Below are 19,094 nucleotides of genomic sequence, written 5' to 3' on the forward strand. Positions count from 1 at the left end.
AGTAGGGTTTCGATCCGAATTAAAAAGGCAGTGTGAAAACACTGCCTTTTTTTATACCTATACGGTTTTGAGAACTTTCAAGCCTTATCAATCCACACCTGGAGAGATCATTTTTTCAGGAAGAACCCATTGGTCAAATTGCTCGGAAGTCAATAAACCAAGTTCAATTCCGGATTCTTTCAGACTAGTTCCTTTTTTGTGAGCGTTCTTAGCGATCTTAGCTGCATTATCATAACCGATATGCGGATTAAGAGCAGTCACAAGCATCAAACTATTCTTCAAATGTTCTTTGATATTTTCCTTATTAGGTTCTATTCCTCTCGCACAATGTTCTTCGAAAGAGACTGCAGAGTCCGCTAATAGACGAATGGAGTTCAGAACATTATGAATGATCAGAGGTTTGAAAACGTTCAACTCGAAGTTTCCGGAAGCGCCGCCTATATTCACAGCTACATCATTCGCGATCACTTGAGAAGCTACCATGGTCATTTGTTCCGACTGAGTAGGATTCACTTTTCCAGGCATGATAGAAGATCCCGGTTCATTCTCCGGAATAGAGATCTCACCGATCCCGCATCTAGGACCTGAAGACAACCATCTCACATCGTTTGCGATCTTCATAAAAGAAGCTGCGATCGTTTTTAGAACTCCATGAGTTTCTACTAAAGAATCGTGAGCAGCCAAAGCCTCGAATTTGTTCTCAGCAGAAGTAAAAGGAAGTCCGGTTTCCTTAGCGATTTGAGCGGCAGCCTTTACAGCAAATTCAGGGTGAGTGTTTAGTCCAGTACCTACTGCAGTTCCGCCAAGAGCCAATCTATATACCGAAGGAAGAACGGACTTCACTCTTTCAATATTGTATTCTAATTGTTTTACGTAACCGGAGAATTCTTGTCCAAGAGTTAAAGGAGTCGCATCCTGTAAGTGAGTTCTTCCTATCTTGATGATATCTTTGAACTCGTCAGACTTCTTCTTTAGAGTATTCTTCAATTGTTCTAATGCAGGCAAAAGTTTATTCACTAATTGTTCCGCAGCAGCAATATGCATAGCTGTAGGAAAAGTATCATTAGAAGATTGTGCCTTATTTACATCGTCATTCGGATGGATCGGTTTTTTAGAACCTTTTACTCCTCCTGCAATCTCAATCGCACGATTGGAGATCACTTCGTTGGAGTTCATATTGGTTTGGGTTCCGGAACCTGTCTGCCAAACGCTTAGAGGAAAATGTTCGTCCAATTTTCCGGAGATCACTTCGTCTGCGGCTTGAACGATCAGATTTTTTTTCTCATCAGTCAAAAGACCAAGCTGAGCGTTTACGATAGCCGCTGATTTTTTAAGAACTCCAAGAGCACGGATCATTTCCCTTGGGAAACGATCGTTCCCGATATGAAAGTGATGAAGAGACCTTTCGGTTTGAGCGCCCCAGTATTTGGAATCGTCTACCTGGATTTCTCCCATGGAGTCGGTTTCGATTCTAGTTTTCATGAATCCTCCGTTCAATAGTAATGAATTGATCGGGTTGGATTTTCCGGGATCGGAACGAATGTCCTAATCAGAACTTGGAGTGATCACTCGTCTCGGAATTTGCGAAGAGTATCCGCTAGGGCTGCAAACTCCGGTTTTTTGGCGGTGACATTCTCCAAATATTCCAAGGTAGAATCCAACCAGGCGGAATCGGATTCCAACTCTTTCCGTATAAATACATGCCGGATAGAATTCATGGAGCGAATCTCGATATATCTCCGCTTCTGGTCATAATACATAAGGTCGGCTACTTTGTCTTTTCCGAATTCCGGAGAAGAACTAGCATTCACTACTTCATCCAGCCATATTATTCCGTTATTTTTGCGGTCCACGTAATCTATCGCTTTCTGGACTTTCGCCGGGATCAAAGTGGATTTTTCCTTAGGACCTACTAAGACTCCCAATGACTTTTTCTTTTTAGGAGCTTCCTTTTCAGGCTCCGCAGAAGGTCCGCTGTTTGGAGACTTCTTACTTTGTTTGGAAGATTGGAATTCGTCAGCAGGCTCTATGTCTTTTTTAGGAGAAGGAGAAAGATTCACACCAAACAAACCAAGGATCCATTCCAAAAGTTTTACCAAGATAGATTTGGAATCTTGGATCGCTTTCAGTCTTTGTTTTTCGGTTTCTTTTTCCCAATCTGCAATCGCTTTAGAAAGACGTATCTGCTCATCTATCGCAATTTCGGAATCCACACCTTCTACTACATCCTTTAGAAAAGCGTAAATTCCTTTAGGCTGTCCGTTCTTGCGGATCAAAGTATGGATAGAAGTCCTTCTTTCTTTATTACTTAAAAAAGAAGAAACCACATTCTCCAAAGCGAGAGCCACGATCCCGGGACCTGCTCCAGTTACTTTTTCTCTAGTAAGGATATCATTTCGAGTTTTGAATCTTTCCAGCACCTGATCCAGAACTTCCGTTTTAGTCAGGCCTGCTGCTTGGATAGAAGAGTCCTTGATCTTTAAAGCACCGGCATCTACAACAAGCGGTTCTTTGGATTCTCTGATACGGATGACCATATCACTAAATGCTAAATTGATAAGTGACTCTTTTCTCAAACTGGAAAGAGAAGACATGGAACTTAATAATATATCGAAAGATTGTAAAAATATGTCGGAGCCTTCCCAAGTTTTACCGGAAGTAAACGCAGGGTGTTTGGATAATTCTCTTAAATAGTCCGGACCTTGTTCGGTTCCGGAAGGTTTGATCCATCCAACCTGCTCCCCGGGGAGAAGTGAGATTAAGATCTTTCTAGATAAACCTATAAATAATTCGAAAATGATCTCTAACTCGGTCTCTTCATTTGCATTCGGTTTTTTGGTATCTAGAGAAGTTTCACCCACGAGTTCTTCTAAAGAAGGTTGGATCACATGGAATTCCAAATGAAGTCTTAATAAAGGAGGACGGCTCCCTCTTTTTTCTAACGCAAGTAACGCGTCCGGGACCGCTTTGATCTGGGATAAAAATGCAACGATCTCATTCGGCTTCTTGCTCAAAAGGGAAATTAAAGAAGTGAGTATATCTTCTCTGACCTTAAAATTCCTTTGTAGAAAAGATTCTACAGAAAGAGTTTTAACATTCCTCATAGAATAAGGAAGATTTCTGGAATCTTGGAAATCCAAAAGATTTCCTTTCTCATCCGTGTTCAGGTATTGTCTTATTACCCAATCCCTTAACTCTCCAGCGGACCTTCTATCCGCTAGATTCATATCTCTCCGGAGGATGAATTGTAAAAACGCGGCCGCAGACTGAGCTAAACAAGCCGACTTGATCTTTTGGATCTGATCCGCTCTTCTGGAAGCTGGACGGATAGCAACATTAGCTAATCCTAATTCTTTTGTTTCTTCCGAAACGAATAGATATTGGTAGAGAACGAATCCGTTCTTATCTTCGAAATATTTTAGATCCGCGGGTTTTAGAAATTGTAACTGTTCGAATTTTGCGAGAGCGAAAGGAGAATAATTGAATAAGAAGAAGTTCTCCACTCCCTTCTCGATCAGATCCAAATCCCTCATTGCTTTAGGAGTTGTTTGGAGAAGAAGGTTACGAAGTTCCTCTTCCGGGATCAGATCGATACGATCTACCGGAATGACGCCATCTTCCGAGAGCGGATTCGAAGCCGGGGGCGTGGAATTACTTTCCATTTCGGGCATAAATTCTTCCCTTTTGCTCCGATCTTGATTTGGCTTTTTGTTTAAGCCGAGCTAGTATAATATTTTCGGAAACAAATACATGCTTTCTTGAGCAAGTTCTAAGGGTTTAGACGCCAAATTCTAAAGATTCCCCGTTTTAAGACCTCATCAAACCTTCTAAGAAAGAAACGTAATTTTCCCTTCCTGGATAAGGTCTTCTTGCAGTTCCACTTTGGACTGCTGCTTCTGCAACTGCAGGAGCCACATGATACAATACCCTTTGATCAAAAGGTTTCGGGATCAGATAATCAGGACCGAATACGAATTTTTCTCCGCCGTAAGCAAGACTAACTGCATCCGGAACTTCCATCCTAGCGAGTTCCGCCAATGCACGAGCCGCAGCCAATTTCATTTCCAGAGTAATATGTTTGGCTCTTACATCCAAAGCGCCTCTGAAAATGAATGGGAAACCTAATACGTTATTCACTTGGTTCGGCATATCGCTTCTTCCGGTTCCCATGATAATATCAGGACGAACCTTTTTAGCGATTGCATACGGAATTTCAGGATCAGGGTTTGCCAAAGCAAAGATAACCGGATTCGGAGCCATGGATTTTACCATGTCTTCGGTAACCATGTCCGCTACCGAAACTCCCACAAAAATATCCGCATCCTGCATAACGTCTGCAAGAGTACGCGCGTTTGTTTTCTGAGCGTATCTTTGTTTGGTAGAATTTAGGTCCGTTCTTTCAGTGTGGATCACACCTTTTGTATCCACTAAGAATATATGTTCCTTTCGGATACCTATATGTTGGACTAATTCTGCGATCGCGATCCCTGCAGCTCCCGCTCCACAGACCACCATCTTTACATCGCTGGGACGTTTCTTGTTGATCTCGAATGCATTCAAAAGTCCCGCAACAGTGATAATTGCTGTCCCGTGTTGGTCATCATGGAAGACCGGGATATTCATCCTTTTGATGAGTTCTTCTTCTATATAAAAACTTTCAGGTGCCTTAATGTCTTCTAGGTTGATACCGCCGAAAGTAGGCTCAAGCATCTTGACTGCTTTAATAAAATCGTCCGGATCTTTGGCATCTACTTCAATGTCGAAAACGTCTATCCCAGCGAATTTTTTGAAAAGTACCGCCTTACCTTCCATCACAGGTTTTCCTGCGGCGGGTCCGATATCTCCCAGACCTAAGATTGCGGTTCCGTTAGTGATAATTCCTACCAGATTCCCTTTATTGGTGTATTCATACACCAGATCCGGATTTTCTTTAATTTCCAGACAAGGATAAGCAACTCCCGGTGAGTATGCTAAGGATAAGTCGAATGAATCTTTAGTCGGCTTTGTCGGAACAACTTGTATTTTACCCTTTGGATGAAGGGAATGATATTCGAGGGATTTTTCTCTCATAACGATAAAACCAATTTTTCGACGATCGGGCCTAGGTTCTATTCTATTTCTGAAAGAGCTTATTTCCCAACGCAGAATTTACTAAAAATTCTTCCTAAAATTTCTTCGGTGTCCACTCTTCCATTTACTTCTCCGATTTGTTCCAAAGCGGAATCTATTTCTTTGATGTAAATTTCAGCCGGAGCGCCTTCTTCCATTAAAGTAAGACAGTTTTCCAGGCTTCGAGTGATAGAAGAAAAATGAAATCTATTCCTTTCTTCCAAAAGGACATAATCTTCTGAACTTTCTAAACCTTGTAGTTTGAAGGAAATTTCGGAGACCAAGGTATCGAGACCTTGTCTGGACTTGCAGGAAACTTCGACCAGGACGGTGCCAGGATAATTTTTCTTTAAGATATATTCAGGATCCCAGCTTGGATCTCTTATATCCGATTTATTCGCTGCAACTATGGCGCCTTCTAATTTAGATCTGTTCTCTTCTGCAAACTTGTCCCAATCGTTCTTCTGAGATACATCGATCACGAAAAGTCTTACATCCGCTTGGGAGAATTCTTTCTCACTTCTTTCAATCCCCATCTTCTCTATCTTATCGCCGGTCTCTCTCACACCTGCGGTATCTATGAGTCTGATAGGAACTCCTGAGAGTAAAAAGTCCTCACTGATATAATCTCGAGTGGTGCCTGGGATTTCGGAAATGATAGAACGATCTCTTCCCAGGATCAGGTTCATCAAACTGGACTTGCCGGTATTCGGTTCTCCATACAATACAACTCTGCTTCTTTCCAGCAGAGTTTCCGTATCACTGGATCTTTTGAGAAGGTTGGAACAAATCGCTGAAATAGAACGAATTCTTTTTTTTCTTTCTTCAAGGGATTCGAATGTAAGATCTTCTGTGGAAAAATCGATCTCCGCTTCGCATTCCGCTTTGAGAGAGATGAGTTGGCTTCTGAGATTCGAAGCGAGTCTGGAAATTTCTCCGAACGCATTCTTTTGGGCCAACTCCAATTCGAATCTGGAACGAGCGCCTATAATTCTTCCGATAGCTTCCGCTTCGTTTAGATCTATTTTACCGTTTAAGAATGCTCTTTTAGTGAACTCGCCTTGTTTGGCCGGTCTTGCTCCGGAACGAAACAAACATTCTAAAGCTTCTCTAAGTAAGATCGGATTTCCGTGAGTATGTATCTCGCATAGATCTTCTCCGGTAAAAGAATTCGGTCCTGCGAAATAGATAAAAACTACTTGGTCTAATTTTTTCTCCCCATCTACAAAACGACAGGTGTATGCGTTACGAGGTTTGATGGAAGAAAGTGGAAAGGCTCCTTCAAAAAAGGATAAATGCCTATAGGCGATAGGAAGTGCTTCCGGTCCGGATAACCGAAGAATGCCAATGGCACCGGCCCCGGAAGCTGTGGAGATAGCCGCTATCGTATCAGCCACGACCGATCAGTAGTCGTTTACTTCCTCGAGTAAGTCCCCGTTAGGACTTTTATCGACGACGTCTTTGTACTTGTGTCTGTCTTTCATCGGAATGATGCGAACTTTTTTATAAGTTCCGTTCCCTTCCGATCTGGTGAAAACTTTTTCGTTCTCTTGAAGAGCCATGTGAACGATCCTTCTCTCGAAAGGATTCATTGGCTCAAGTAATTTGGACTTACCGGATTTTGCTACAGAAGAGGCTACCGACTTGCTCAATCTGATCAAGGACAGTTCTCTTTTGTCTCTGTAAGATTCGGTATCCAGTACGATCTTACGACCGTGACGGATCTTAGAATCCACCATCAAGTTTACCAAAAATTGAAGAGCGTCTAAAGTAGCTCCTCTCTTTCCGATAATCAGTCCGGACTCGCGGCTGGTAAGTTCAATATAGATCTTTCCGTCCACGTCTCCCATTCCGACAACTTCCGCTTCCACTCCCATCTTGCGGAGAAGTGTAAGCACTACTCCGTGGATGATCTTTTCAGCCGGAATATCGAAGTTCGAAACGAATGCTCGAACCACTGCCGGTTTTTTTTGTGTTAAACCTAAAAATCCAGACTTACCGGATTCGACAGTTTCGAAACGAATGTCTCCGGGTTCTAGTCTTAAGGTTTCTAACGCGATCTCTTCAGCCTCGGCTTTTGTTTTTCCTTCGGCTTCGAAAATATAGTTTTCCATATCGTATCCTCGATATATGAATTCACACTTTTACAGGGGTTTCGTCTTTCTTACGAATATTGGTTACCCACTGTTGAGCAATGGAAAGGACGTTAGTCACAGTCCAATACAATGTCAGTCCGGACGGCATACTCCAGAGGAAGAACACCATCATAACAGGCATTAAATACATCATCATTTTTTGGTTCGGGTCAGTTTGCACCGATGTCAGTTTCATAGAAAGGAACTGAGTTCCGACCATCAATAATACTAATAAGTTAATAGAAAGTCCGGTCGCAGAAAGGAACGGAATTGCCGGAGAAGTCCAGATAAAATCAGGCTCACTCAAATCCGAGATCCAAAGGAATGGAGACTTCCAAAGATCGATCGTATCCGCAAACGCAACATATAATGCGAAGAAGATAGGAAGTTGGATCAGCATAGGAAGACATCCGCCCAATTGAGAGAGCGGGTTCATATTATGCTTTTTGTAAAGTTCCAGCATCTTCTCTTGTTTTTTAGCCGGATCGTTCGCATACTTCTCGTTTAACTTTTTAAGTTCAGGAGAAAGTGCACTCATCTTCTTCATTGCCTCTGCCTGTTTCTGGTTGAGAGGATAGAAGACTAATTTGAATACTAATGCAAATAGTAGAATACCGAAACCGTAACTTGGGATCGTGTATTTATAAGATTGCTGCAAGAACCAAACGATACCGTTTCGGATCGGTGTAAAAATACCTTGGTTGAAGGATTTGTTCAGGTCTGCACTTAAACCTATAAAAGTGGACTTAGGATTTTTGAAAGGATCCAATTTAGGATCCCTGAACAACATCCCGTCCCATTCTCTAATTCCAACATAGTTTGCGAATTCAAGAGTTTCTTCTTTTCCAGGATCTAAAGTGATATTAGAATAAGCTAAAACAGTTCCTGTTTCGTTTTTCTTTCTATTATCTAAAAGAATTCCTTCTGCAGGGTGATTCAAAGTATCGGCTGCCGCTAAGAAGTAACGGCTGCCGGAACCGATATAGTCTACACCTTCTCCGCTGCTCCAAACTTCTTTATAAAACTCGTTTCCGTTCGGATGCCCGAAGATGAAGTTACGAATTCCTTCCCAGAATCCCCAAGCATCTCCACCGTCAGCGAAGTCTTTTTCGCTTCCGTCCATTCTATACACACGGAAGAATTTAGAAAGTTCCTGAGCATTCGCCTCTCTCTCCAATGGAAGAGGTCCCAAACTTCCGAAAGTTCTTAAGTAAGCCGGTTTTTCGCGATTTCCGAAATAGAGTTTTTCTTTTCCGATATTGGAGATTGTGATCTCCGTTTTGAAATAATTTTCGTGAGGGAAGAATCTAAATACTTTTTTAAGAAGAACACCTTTCTCTGTAGCAGTGAATGTAACAGTTTGGTCTTCTTTATTCTCTTCCGCTTTAAAATTCAGATGGTTCCATTCTGAAGTAGCTACATCTTCTTTTCTATGGGAGAAGTTGAAGTCGAAACCTTTTCCTCTGGAAAGTTCGATCGCCTTGATCTTCTCACCTTCTACTTCGATCTCTTGGAAGTCTGCTCTGGTGATATTGATCTCGTTCCCTTCTACATTCTTATAGTTTCGAATATAGAATTTTTCGATCCTTCCACCCAAACTGGAAAGAACAACTATATGTGCTTCCGTTTTGAATGTAAAAGTTCTTACATCTTTTGGATTCGTAGCCGCAGCAACAGGTTTAGGTTCGACCTTGGTTTCCTGTTTTACGTTTTCCTTATTTTCAACAGGAGTTTGTTCGGTCTTCTGTTGTTGTTTCGGTTTTCCTGCTTCCGGGTTGAAGTAATAGGTTACTAAGAACCAAACTCCCATGGATAAAATTAACGCGAGAAAAAGTCTGTTTTGTCTATCTTCCATTCCTAATTCCTTCTAGGGTTGGGTGGTAAAGGGTCTTCGCCGGCGGCGAATAGTGGATTACATTTTAAAATTCGTTTTGTGCTTAGATAAGTCGCCGACAAGAAATCATATTCTTGGAAGGCCTGCATTGCATATTCGGAACAGCTTGGATGAAATCTGCAGGAAGGCGGAAGAATAGGTGAGATCCAACGTTTATAAAATCGGATCAGGAAGATGGCTAGTCGGTTCATTTTAATCTACGAGCTAATAGACCCAAACAAGCCAGAAGTTCGGTATGATCTTTTTCGAATAGGCTCGGTTTCGCAAGTATCGCGATATCGAAACCCTTTGGAAAAAAGCCTGCCGTTTCGGCCACGGCGGCTCTTAATCTTCTCCGTATCCGGTTTCTACGAACGGCCTTACCGACCGAACGTTCGGGGCAGTATAAGAACCTGTTTTGATCCAGGCCGTTTCCCCGATAAATCACCGTGAGAGGAGAATTGGTTACCCGTTTTCCGGAAGCAAAAAGTTCCCGGATATCCTTCTTAGATGTAAGTGTCTCTTCTATATGGGTTCGTTAGAATTTTTTACCAGTTCTTTCGTCAGAAACGGTCAACTTATAACGGCCTTTAGCTCTTCTGCGGGAAAGGACTTTTCTTCCGCCGGTGGTCGCCATTCTGGCGCGGAATCCGTGGGTACGAGCACGTTTGATCCGGCTGGGTTGGTATGTTCTTCTCATATGGTTCCCTGTATCTCTACTAAGATTGCGTCTTAAGACCCTGGGTAAGTCTTACCGGTTACCATTTTTGCCGGAGAACCAAGGGTCAATCCGTTTCTTGGACGGATTTTCACTATTAAATATAATGGAATAAATAATGGCAACCCGGCAACGTCCTACTCTCCCACACAGCGAACCATGCAGTACCATTAGCGATGAGAGGCTTAACTTCCGTGTTCGGGATGGGAACGGGTGTGACCCTCTCTCTATAATCACCGAGAATCTGAGGACAGTTTGAAAAATTTGCTTGTACTGTCAAGCGCGATTTATTTCCGGTTCAGAGGGTTTTATTCCAATCTATGAACTGTTCTCCGGGCACTCTCTGGCAATTTGGACAGAAGAAGGAATCGTGACCCAAAACATTCGCCCTGCGGATCGTGGTTCCGCAGCGAGGACATGGTTCATTCTTCCGATTTCGAACTTTTACATGGTCTCGGACCTTAAAATCCAGAGGGGCCTGTTTCTTACGGATATAATCTATAGAATCATTTAAGACGGATTTGATGCTCTGATAGAGTTGGATCTTTTCTTCTTCCGAAAGTTTATTGCATGGAGTTTTGGGATGGATCTTAGAATCAAAAAGTACCTCGTCAGCGTAAGCATTTCCTATGGCGCTGAGTTTGGTCTGGTCCATGAGAAAGACACGTGTTTGCTGGCGATTCTTATCTATTCTTTTTAAAAATTCTTCCTGGGTAAAATTTTCGGAAAGAAGGTCCACTCCTTGGTCGGAAAACTTAGGGATCTGGGAGAAGTATTCAGGTTCCGTAAAATATACTTTTCCCATATGAACATCATCCGCATAGTTCAGGATCTTGTTTTGGAATTTGATCCGAACTGCCAGGTCCTTCTTCTTATATTTTGGATCTAAGGAGAAGCGGCCGGCAAGCATCGGATGGATGACTATATTCCTGGGACCGAATTTAAAATTCAGAAAGGGCCCGATTCTTTCCAGACTTTCAAAAGTAGAACCTATAAACGAAGTTTCTGATTTTCCACCGCTAAGATGACGAACCACAAGAGGATCTAAGATCTCTATCTCTTGGATTATCTCGCCTGGAAGTTCTTTTAAAAGACGTTCTCGAATGATAACCAGATCCGGAAGTTCGGGCATGATTATTCCCTATTTCTTTTTACGGCTAGGAAGATATTTATAATATTCCACTTCGATGGTATTAATTAAGAAAGTATAATATTTTACCAGTTTTTTATCGTATTTTTTCTTTTGGGCTTCGTTCCTTAAGAACTCGGAGATTTGGTCTCTGATCAAAGGAGCCTTTAAGTCCGTATGACTTAGAATGATGGTGCTTGGCATTCCTACCGGAACGATCTCATCCGGGATCGCGATCGTAGCTGAGTTTTGAAGAAGCGCATATTCTACAGTGGACGCGACCTTATCATCGTCTGATTCAGTTCTAAGATGAGCCACTGATTGTCGGATATTGTCAATATTATCCCAGATCTTTTTGCGCATAGATTTGGAATCGTGGATCTTATCTTGGATCTTAGTGAATCGATTCGGGAATACAAAACGTTCTGCACCTTTTGCGATCAGACTGACTTTCTTTTCTTTAGGGCTTTCTGCTTTTCCGAAATGTTCGTCCGCATCGTCATCATCTGCGCTGGAATAATAATCGCTTACTGTGGAAATCCCGGAATAACTCGCTGCAAATCCACCACCGCCAGAAGATTTAGGAACTCCACCAGGACCGATATCCGATTTATCTCTGTCTCTGAAGAATACTGCAAGTAATCCTCCTATCACAAGTGCAACAGGAAGTCCAACCAGGATCACACCGGCCGCATTAAAATGAACACTCGCAATCAAGAAGAATAACATTGTTCCCACAAAACCCAAGAGTCCCATGGAAAGATTTACCTTCTTAGCGAGTGCTTCACTTTTCTGGCGATCTTCTACTTCTCTTTCCATTAGGGCTGCGTCTTGTTGCAGCTTTATTACGTAATCCGCCTTGAGCATTGAATTGAGCGCAGGGTTCTTGGAACTGAGTAAAGAGGCATGGATCTCTTTTGCTATGGTGAGTTCTTTTTCGGCAGCAGGACTTACTTTTGCATCCGCTGTTAATTTGTGAAGGACGGCAGCCATATAACCTGGATCGACTGCATAGACCTCGGTGGTTCCGTCTTCTTTTTTGGTTTCTTTTACACCGAATTTAGTTTTTAGGTCCGCAATAATCTCGTTCGTATATTTGGAAACTAGTTCAGGATCTGTGATGCCCACTGCATCCAAACGTTTTTCAGGTACGAATCTATAAAGAGTCAGATTGTTTTGAGAATGATCCTTGACCTGGATATTCAGGCGGTTCTTCAAACTTTTGAATGCGCCTTCTATCTTTCTCTCGCTTAATAGAGATTTTTCTTGGATCAATTTTCGGATGATCCCGATGGACTGCCTGCAGGTCTCCGCTACTCTTTTTCCAAGATCGTCTTTTTCCTTATCGAAAGGAAAATCTTCCACGAGTTGGATGAGAGCTTCTACCTTTTCGCTGCTTTGTTTTTTGCCAGGCTCTGCATTTCCATGCAGGGTTTCAAAATCTTGGATACGGGCCCGGAATAAATTATAACCGGCTCTTTCAGAAAGTTGTTTGAGATAAGTAAGAGCAAATACTTCCAAAGCATCACTTTGCGCCCTATAATGTGCAATCACTTCCGGTTGATTTACATAAGTACCGTCCGGATTCAGTTGTAGATCATCCAAGATCAAATGATAGTCCGGAAGGATCTCTACTACCGCGCCTTTATTCTTTGCATAGTTCGCAAAATCGGCGAGGAAATCATTCATAGGAATATAACTATAAGGTTGGAAGCCTCGTCTGAGAAGACTAGCCATCTCGGATTGTAAAGAAGCAAGTTTAGGATATAACCAGATCTGTCCGCTTTTGTTTTTATGAAGAAGCATTGCTCCAGGACGATCTTCTTCCAATGCGCGGGGCTTCTTTGCTCTATTGTTTAAGATAAGATCGATTGTTTCTTCTGAAAAAGAAAAACATGCCTTTCTGTACGGAGTAACATCGGTCTTAGCTTCTTTTTGCGGAGAAGCGATCGAGATCCTTGCCAAAACCTTGTTCCCATTTCGGACCAAGAACGGATATACCAGAGCGGATTTATTCCTTCCCCTCTTCTCTAGATCCATCACTTGGCGAAGAGCCATATCAACAGACTGCGGAGATTTTGCCTGCTCGCTTAAGTTCCTGTATTTGTTCAGAAGTTCCCCTAGTTTATCCAGGGTAAGAAGATAAGATGGATGAACACTTTTAGAGCCGTGTTTTTCGGTCTTTTTATGCCAGTCTCTAAGTTCATCCAGGATACAACGAGCAGTGGCGGACAGTCCAACGGCTCCATCGTTTAAGAAGATATAATCCGGTGCCAGGGCCTCCAAGTCGGGGGCCTTGTTCTGACTAGAAGCCAGCTCCTCAAAGGATATTTCCTGCTCCAAGGTTTCCATGTTTTGCACCGTATCGGAACAACAATCCGAGTTAGGAAATTTTCTATCGTTTCCTTCCAACCAAGATCTTTAAAAGAAAGGGAGAATGAAACAATTTTATTCCGCTTAATATTGGCTGAAATTAGATCGGATCAATCCGTATAAGTACCTAGAATTTCGCCTATTTTTCGTATTCCTTCTTGGATTTCCGAATCTTCTCTGGCAAAACTCATGCGGATGGAATCCTCACCGTAACTATCTCGGTTACGCGTAACAGGATAGAAATATTTGCCTGGTACGATAATGACCCCTTTTTCTTTCAATAGGGGATATATTTCGGAAATTTTTTTGCGAAGTCCCGCGAATTGGACCCAAAGAAAAAAGGCACCCTCACTTTCGTGGATCCTATACTTTAACTTTCCCTTCCATTCTCTTCGGATAGAAGAAATTGCAAGTTCCCTTTTTTTGAGGTAATACGGTTTTACTATGTCTCGAGAGAGTTTAAGCCATTCTCCGGATCTCACAAATTCCAAAGCTATGTATTGGCCCAGATTTCCTCCTGCCAAGTTCAGAACTGCATTCGCTTTATTTAATGCTTTTATAATTTCAGGATCTCCTAAAACGAAACCGGTCCTGACACCAGGCAGGCCTATTTTAGAAAAACTGAAACTTTGGACCATTCCTTCCGAATGAAAAAGTTTCTCATCCGAAAAAATGATCCCTGGAAAAGGAAACCCATATGCGTTATCCAATAAGAACGGGATCTTTTTGTTTTTCGCAAACTTAAGGATCTGTTCTAATTCTTCCCTCTTCGCAACTCTTCCGGTTGGATTTGTAGGACGGGACAATACCACACATCCAAGATCCTCTTTTATATTATCAAAAGAAGAAGGGTCCAACTCATAACGAAATCCGTCTTCCGAAGTGGCGACTTCTTTGCCTAAAGAATAAGAGAAAGAGTCAGGATTAATAGGCTGGTCCAAGTAGCCTATGTATTCAGGTAAAACGGGTAAGAAGATTTTTTTAAAAGAGCCGTCCTCGAATCTTCCTGAATAAAAATTTAGCAAAAGATAAAACGCGTTTTGAGAACCGCTAGTGATCGCGATCCGGTCCTTAGAGATTGGGGTTCCGGTTTCGGAACTTAATAAGGAGGCAAGTGTTTCTAATGTTTCCTCTTTTCCTGTGGGAGTTTCATACTTTCCCAAAATAGAATCCCAGGCCCCGGATTCTGAGAATTTGTTTAAGATCTTTCTCCAAACTTCTTCTACTTCAGGGATTAAGGCTGGGCTTCCGCCGCCCAACATGGAGGTCCCCGGAGAAAGATTGCCCAGGTCCTCCATCAATTGGCCGATCCCTGTTTGGTTACGGAATCTGGCACCGAATTCAGAAAAAAGGAAATCTTGGCCCATAAGGTTATTCCACTTTTCTTTTTGCAAAACTGCCGAAAAGATAATCTAAGAGAGGAAGGAATTTTTTTATTCTCCTAACAACCTCTCTGGAGAGACCGATGCAAACGATCGATTCCATCGACTACAATGATATGTTGGATCCGAATACCTTGGACCTTCAGACCTACTTGGAAAAATATCCTTGGGACGAAAAATGGACCTCTTTGGCGGAGCCCATCGAAAAGCTTTGGAAATTCGATCTGGAAGTTTCTCCTGAAGAAGTATGGCCTTGGCTGATAGACACTTCTTCTTTTAATAAAAGGATAGATATTCCTGAAATGAAATTTCAGGAGATCAACGGCCGACTTTTCGGTAAGTCCAAAAACGCAGGTATCCCTGCCGAATGGGAAGAAGTTCCCTGGGAGTGGGAATACTGCAAACAACTCAATAACGCACGCATTTATTCCAAAGGATTCGCTTACTATGTAAGAGTCCGATATCTTGTTTATCCGCTGGAAGAAGGTTCCACAAGACTATTCGTGTACTTCGGCTGGATCCCTAAAGGTTGGCTCGGAAAAACTCTTTTAAAGTTCGGAATGATCCAACTCGAAAAAGCCTACGCCAAAGGTTTAAAAGGTGTAGTAGAAGACGTAATCAAAACAAGATCTTATAGTTGGCTAGGGCCGAGTGCGTTAAGTATAATCAAAGAATCCAAATCGGAAAAAAATCCGGTCTTTCCCGCCAGAATGCAGCAGATACGAGTCGGATATATTCGAGAAGGACAACCTAGGGAACTAGTTGATAGAGTTTTAAATTATATTTTAGACGCCGACGAATCCGATCTTTATCGGATCAGGATCAAATCATTATCCAAAGCTTGGAAGATCCCCGAAAAAGAACTACTGCTCGTATTTTTACACGGATGCAGATTGGGTTTATTTACAATGAGCTGGGATGTGGTGTGTCCGCATTGTAGAGGAGTCAGAACAGAAGCACAACATTTAGGAGATCTTCCTACAAGAGATACCTGCGAAGTTTGTGAGATACAATTCGAAGCTAACCAATTGAATTCTATAGAGATCACTTTTCATGTTCATCCTTCTATCAGAGAAGTGCAAAAAAGAATGTTCTGCGCGGCGGAACCGGCGACCAAAAGCCATATCAGATTCCAAAAATATTTGGATTCCGGAGAAACATATAATTCAAAACTTCTACTTTCTCCAGGAGTTTACAGACTTAGAGTGAACGGAGAAAAAAATTATTCTTTATTAGAGATCAAAGAAGAAGTCCCGAATGAAACCTTAGTTTGGAAAACAGACGAGACCCCGGAACAAATAGAGATCGCAGACCATCCTAAACTAATCTTGGAAAATCTTTCTTCTTCCAGAAAAGGTTTTGTGATCGAAGAAAGAAAAGAAGACCAAGATTGCCTCAGACCTACCGATCTATTCAATTTCCAAGACTTTAGAGATCTATTCTCCCAAGAGGCTCTTTCCACGGATCTGCAATTGGATATCGGAGTGCAGACTATCTTGTTCACGGATATTGTGGGCTCCACAAAATTCTATTATAATAAGGGAGACTCCGGCGCATTCTCCGAAGTCAGATACCACTTTGTCGAAGTTTATAAAGTAGTGAGAGAATTCCAAGGAGCAGTTGTCAAAACGATAGGAGACGCTGTGATGGCAGCCTTTCCTTCTCCCAGTGCTGCTGTAGAAGCTTCCGTAAGACTCCAAGAATTTTTCTCGGAAGAAAACACTGAGACTCCAATCCGAATTCGAATCAGTTTACACACAGGGCCTTGTTTGGCTGTGAACCTAAATAGTAATATAGATTATTTCGGGAACACGGTAAACTTTGCAGCAAAGTTACAAGCGATCGCAGACGGAGGAGAAGTGGTATTCTCAGAAACGGTCTTTAGAGAAAAACAGCTCCGCCAATTGATGACAGAAAAAGGTTGGAAAGTAAAAAGAGTGAAATTCCACCAAAGCTGGATCAATGAGGAAACCCAAGCTTATAAATTGGTGTTTAGCGGTTTAACTTCGACGGAAGAAACTAAATAAAAACCGAATTGCAAGAACTCAAACAAACCGGATAATACCCGAACCATAGAGCAAAATTATGATCTTTAAAATAGTCTCTTTTCTTTTAGCCGCTTATTTCATTTTCGCAGGTGCGGTTCAGTATAATGATCCCGACCCGCTGCATTGGATGTTATTATATTTCACTTCTTCCTTAGCTTGTATACTCGCAGCTCTTGATAAGGACAAACTTCCTTTATTGTATGCGGTCATCGGTATGGCTGGAATTGAGATCGCAGCTACGGTTGACGGGTTCTTCGATTGGCTACGAACAGGAAATGAAAATCTGATCACTGCAAAGATGACCGATGAAAAACCGTATATAGAATTAGGAAGAGAGTTTTTAGGAGCGTTGATCAGTATCGTAGTCATTACCTGGCTTTGGTATAGAAAACGTCCTAAAAATTCTAAGTAGCAGATTCCCCATGTCATCTCTTCCAAAATTTACCCAAAAGAAAAAAGGAAAAGCCCTTATCATAGAAGGTGGAGGAATGAGAGGTTCCTTTGCTGGGGGAGTACTTTCTTCAATGGCTCCTACTTACCCTCCTAGTAAATTCGATCTGATCGTTGCAGTCTCTTCCGGTTCTTGTTCTTCCGCATATTATGTTACGGAACCGAACCCTTCTTCCGAAGATATAGAAAGAGCACTTGATATTTGGAGAAAAGAATTAGCAGGAAATCATCTCATCTCTTTGTGGAATCTTTTTAGAGGCAAAAGAATATTAGACCAAGATTATCTAATAGATCATATTTTCCAAGAGAAGGTACCGATCAAAGTAGAGGTATTGAAACAAAAGAAGACCGTACCCTTCTATATTGTGGTCAGTAATTTTAGAACCTTACAGCCTGAATACATAAGAGCCACTTCTCAAAACCTTTTTCCTCTATTAAGAGCCGCGACTTCTTTGCCAATCGCAACCAAAGGATATGGCCTATTGGAAAACTCAAAGTATACGGACGGCGGGGTCTTAGATCCTATTCCGGTAGAAGCTGTATTATCCGCAGGTTATAAAGATATTACGGTCATTCTTACAAAACCTATGGATTTTAGATTAACTCCTACAAGTCCTTTGCTGGGAAGTTTGGCATTTCCTAAATTTCCGGAAATGGGAAAGGCATTTATAGAACAAAGATTTAATCGTTATAACCGGGCTATGGAAATACTGAACAATCCGCCTAAAGGGATCCGTTTCGAAATTATAGCCCCCGAAAAAACACTCCCTGCGGGAAGAATGACCACAAATGCAAACCTGCTAACCGAAAATGTTCGTTTAGGAATAGAGCTCGGAAAAAAGGTTTTTACTAAGTAAAAATCCCCTTAGGTCTGTCCAATTTCTAAAACCTCAATTGATATAAAGATATCAAAAGAGGTTTTATGAAACGTATCTTATTATGGTCCATCCTGACCATTCTACTACTCATCTCAATATTTATGAGCTTTGGGATTTGGTCCGCAAGCAATCAGTTATTATTTCCTGTTTGGAGAGATAACCAGGAATTCTCCGCGTGCAGCCCTGAAACGGAAGAACATTGGGGGCCATCCTGTGGAAATTTAAGAAATTCTAATGAATTCCGATTCGAAGAACTCAAGATAAAATCTATAAACGGATTCGATCTTCCTGCTTGGAAAATCGGCACACTCAAAAATGGAAAAGGAAAACCAAAAGGTGCCGTCCTTTTAGTACACGGAGGAGGAAGTGACAAGAGGGAAATGACAAAACATATCCGCTTCTTTTTGAAAAGAGGATTGGATGTTTTTAGTTTTGATTTCGGTTGTCATGGAGAAGCAGGCTGCGCGATCCCAGGACTCAGCTACGGTTATAGAGAATCCAAAGACGTGCTGTCTGTTTATCGGTATCTTTCAGAAAGATACGACCGGATCTACGCATTGGGAAGTTCCGTAGGAGCTTCTTCCATTCTGATCTCTTTGCCTGAGATGCAAAAACTATCTGCGGTAATCGCCGAAAATCCAATGTATAATTTTGAAAGATTGATCTTAGAATTTCCCGGAACCTCAAAAGATATTCCAGCTTTGTTTTCTTATCTTCTGATCCGACTCACTCAATTCAGAGGTAAATTCGAATCTATTCCAAGCCCCGCGAGTTCTTTAGAGAACGTCAATTCCGCTCCGATCTTATTCATTCATAGCAAAGAAGACCGGGTAGTTCCTTTTCAACAAAGCCAGGACTTAGCCAATATTTATAAAGGACCGAAAGAACTTTGGCTTTTGGAAAAAGGAGACCATGGTTCCGCTCGGAAGATAGATCCGGGTGAATATGAGAGAAGGTTGAATGCCTTTTTGGATCGTTTAAAATGATTTGAAAGATTAG

The 19,094-nt window shown here is 41.8% G+C and carries 16 protein-coding genes and 1 rRNA gene; 4 read left to right on the forward strand and 13 right to left on the reverse strand.

The window, feature by feature from the left end; genetic code table 11:
- Window positions 1-87: 87 nt before the first annotated feature.
- The 13 genes from fumC to EHR06_RS15195 form a co-directional block, all read right to left on the reverse strand.
- Entirely contained in the window at window positions 88-1,482 is a 1,395-nt protein-coding gene (gene fumC / locus EHR06_RS15135) for a class II fumarate hydratase (protein WP_135757767.1), read from the reverse strand.
- Window positions 1,483-1,565: 83 nt separating this feature from the next.
- Window positions 1,566-3,671, reverse strand: a complete 2,106-nt coding sequence (locus EHR06_RS15140; RefSeq protein WP_135757768.1) for a hypothetical protein — start codon at window positions 3,669-3,671, stop codon at window positions 1,566-1,568.
- A gap of 136 nt (window positions 3,672-3,807) precedes the next feature.
- The gene (locus EHR06_RS15145; protein WP_135757769.1) at window positions 3,808-5,070 is read right to left on the reverse strand and encodes a malic enzyme-like NAD(P)-binding protein; all 1,263 of its coding nucleotides are present in this window, start codon (window positions 5,068-5,070) and stop codon (window positions 3,808-3,810) included.
- A 59-nt stretch (window positions 5,071-5,129) separates the two neighbouring features.
- Window positions 5,130-6,506, reverse strand: a complete 1,377-nt coding sequence (gene mnmE, locus EHR06_RS15150) for a tRNA uridine-5-carboxymethylaminomethyl(34) synthesis GTPase MnmE (protein WP_135757770.1) — start codon at window positions 6,504-6,506, stop codon at window positions 5,130-5,132.
- A gap of 6 nt (window positions 6,507-6,512) precedes the next feature.
- Window positions 6,513-7,223 carry an RNA-binding cell elongation regulator Jag/EloR gene (gene jag, locus EHR06_RS15155; RefSeq protein WP_008590199.1) on the reverse strand — a complete coding sequence of 237 codons (711 nt, stop codon included), beginning with the start codon at window positions 7,221-7,223 and terminating at the stop codon, window positions 6,513-6,515.
- Window positions 7,224-7,245: 22 nt separating this feature from the next.
- Window positions 7,246-9,099: a membrane protein insertase YidC gene (gene yidC / locus EHR06_RS15160; protein ID WP_135757771.1), complete on the reverse strand. Its 1,854-nt coding sequence runs from the start codon at window positions 9,097-9,099 to the stop codon at window positions 7,246-7,248.
- Between the two features lie 2 nt (window positions 9,100-9,101).
- Window positions 9,102-9,329, reverse strand: coding sequence for a membrane protein insertion efficiency factor YidD (gene yidD / locus EHR06_RS15165; protein WP_135757772.1), 228 nt, complete (start codon window positions 9,327-9,329; stop codon window positions 9,102-9,104).
- Window positions 9,326-9,646, reverse strand: coding sequence for a ribonuclease P protein component (rnpA, locus tag EHR06_RS15170; protein ID WP_135757773.1), 321 nt, complete (start codon window positions 9,644-9,646; stop codon window positions 9,326-9,328). Before rnpA ends, yidD begins: the two co-directional genes overlap by 4 nt.
- 9 nt (window positions 9,647-9,655) lie before the next feature.
- Window positions 9,656-9,817 (reverse strand): 50S ribosomal protein L34, encoded by a 162-nt coding sequence (gene rpmH, locus EHR06_RS15175; RefSeq protein ID WP_008589899.1) that lies wholly within the window; start codon window positions 9,815-9,817, stop codon window positions 9,656-9,658.
- A 142-nt stretch (window positions 9,818-9,959) separates the two neighbouring features.
- Window positions 9,960-10,076: ribosomal RNA gene (gene rrf, locus EHR06_RS15180) — 5S ribosomal RNA — on the reverse strand.
- A gap of 57 nt (window positions 10,077-10,133) precedes the next feature.
- Window positions 10,134-10,967, reverse strand: coding sequence for an Fpg/Nei family DNA glycosylase (locus EHR06_RS15185; protein WP_135757774.1), 834 nt, complete (start codon window positions 10,965-10,967; stop codon window positions 10,134-10,136).
- 9 nt (window positions 10,968-10,976) lie between these two features.
- Window positions 10,977-13,316: a hypothetical protein gene (locus EHR06_RS15190; RefSeq protein ID WP_135757775.1), complete on the reverse strand. Its 2,340-nt coding sequence runs from the start codon at window positions 13,314-13,316 to the stop codon at window positions 10,977-10,979.
- Between the two features lie 131 nt (window positions 13,317-13,447).
- Complete coding sequence (locus tag EHR06_RS15195) at window positions 13,448-14,704, reverse strand: pyridoxal phosphate-dependent aminotransferase (protein ID WP_135757776.1); 1,257 nt, start codon at window positions 14,702-14,704, stop codon at window positions 13,448-13,450.
- A gap of 98 nt (window positions 14,705-14,802) precedes the next feature.
- Between EHR06_RS15195 and EHR06_RS15200 the strand changes: the two genes are divergently transcribed.
- The 4 genes from EHR06_RS15200 to EHR06_RS15215 all read left to right on the forward strand — a co-directional run bounded on the left by EHR06_RS15200 (window position 14,803) and on the right by EHR06_RS15215 (window position 19,081).
- On the forward strand, window positions 14,803-16,746 hold the full coding sequence (locus EHR06_RS15200) for an adenylate/guanylate cyclase domain-containing protein (RefSeq protein WP_135757777.1): 1,944 nt from the start codon (window positions 14,803-14,805) through the stop codon (window positions 16,744-16,746).
- Between the two features lie 58 nt (window positions 16,747-16,804).
- A complete protein-coding gene (locus EHR06_RS15205) occupies window positions 16,805-17,179 on the forward strand; it encodes a transmembrane 220 family protein (protein ID WP_135757778.1) in 375 nt (124 codons plus the stop codon).
- 10 nt (window positions 17,180-17,189) lie between these two features.
- Window positions 17,190-18,074: a patatin-like phospholipase family protein gene (locus tag EHR06_RS15210; protein ID WP_135757779.1), complete on the forward strand. Its 885-nt coding sequence runs from the start codon at window positions 17,190-17,192 to the stop codon at window positions 18,072-18,074.
- Between the two features lie 65 nt (window positions 18,075-18,139).
- On the forward strand, window positions 18,140-19,081 hold the full coding sequence (locus tag EHR06_RS15215) for an alpha/beta hydrolase (RefSeq protein WP_135757780.1): 942 nt from the start codon (window positions 18,140-18,142) through the stop codon (window positions 19,079-19,081).
- The last annotated feature ends 13 nt before the right edge of the window (window positions 19,082-19,094 follow it).

Origin of the sequence: Leptospira dzoumogneensis, assembly GCF_004770895.1 — a bacterium.
Taxonomy (GTDB): Bacteria; Spirochaetota; Leptospiria; order Leptospirales; family Leptospiraceae; genus Leptospira_B; species Leptospira_B dzoumogneensis.

Bases quoted from the DNA above. Each gene is read 5' to 3' on its own strand.
- fumC (WP_135757767.1), bottom strand. From the start codon at position 1,482: ATGAAAACTAGAATCGAAACCGACTCCATGGGAGAAATCCAGGTAGAC.
- EHR06_RS15140 (WP_135757768.1), bottom strand. From the start codon at position 3,671: ATGCCCGAAATGGAAAGTAATTCCACGCCCCCGGCTTCGAATCCGCTC.
- EHR06_RS15145 (WP_135757769.1), bottom strand. From the start codon at position 5,070: ATGAGAGAAAAATCCCTCGAATATCATTCCCTTCATCCAAAGGGTAAA.
- jag (WP_008590199.1), bottom strand. From the start codon at position 7,223: ATGGAAAACTATATTTTCGAAGCCGAAGGAAAAACAAAAGCCGAGGCT.
- yidC (WP_135757771.1), bottom strand. From the start codon at position 9,099: ATGGAAGATAGACAAAACAGACTTTTTCTCGCGTTAATTTTATCCATG.
- yidD (WP_135757772.1), bottom strand. From the start codon at position 9,329: ATGAACCGACTAGCCATCTTCCTGATCCGATTTTATAAACGTTGGATC.
- rpmH (WP_008589899.1), bottom strand. From the start codon at position 9,817: ATGAGAAGAACATACCAACCCAGCCGGATCAAACGTGCTCGTACCCAC.
- EHR06_RS15185 (WP_135757774.1), bottom strand. From the start codon at position 10,967: ATGCCCGAACTTCCGGATCTGGTTATCATTCGAGAACGTCTTTTAAAA.
- EHR06_RS15190 (WP_135757775.1), bottom strand. From the start codon at position 13,316: ATGGAAACCTTGGAGCAGGAAATATCCTTTGAGGAGCTGGCTTCTAGT.
- EHR06_RS15195 (WP_135757776.1), bottom strand. From the start codon at position 14,704: ATGGGCCAAGATTTCCTTTTTTCTGAATTCGGTGCCAGATTCCGTAAC.
- EHR06_RS15200 (WP_135757777.1), top strand. From the start codon at position 14,803: ATGCAAACGATCGATTCCATCGACTACAATGATATGTTGGATCCGAAT.
- EHR06_RS15205 (WP_135757778.1), top strand. From the start codon at position 16,805: ATGATCTTTAAAATAGTCTCTTTTCTTTTAGCCGCTTATTTCATTTTC.
- EHR06_RS15210 (WP_135757779.1), top strand. From the start codon at position 17,190: ATGTCATCTCTTCCAAAATTTACCCAAAAGAAAAAAGGAAAAGCCCTT.
- EHR06_RS15215 (WP_135757780.1), top strand. From the start codon at position 18,140: ATGAAACGTATCTTATTATGGTCCATCCTGACCATTCTACTACTCATC.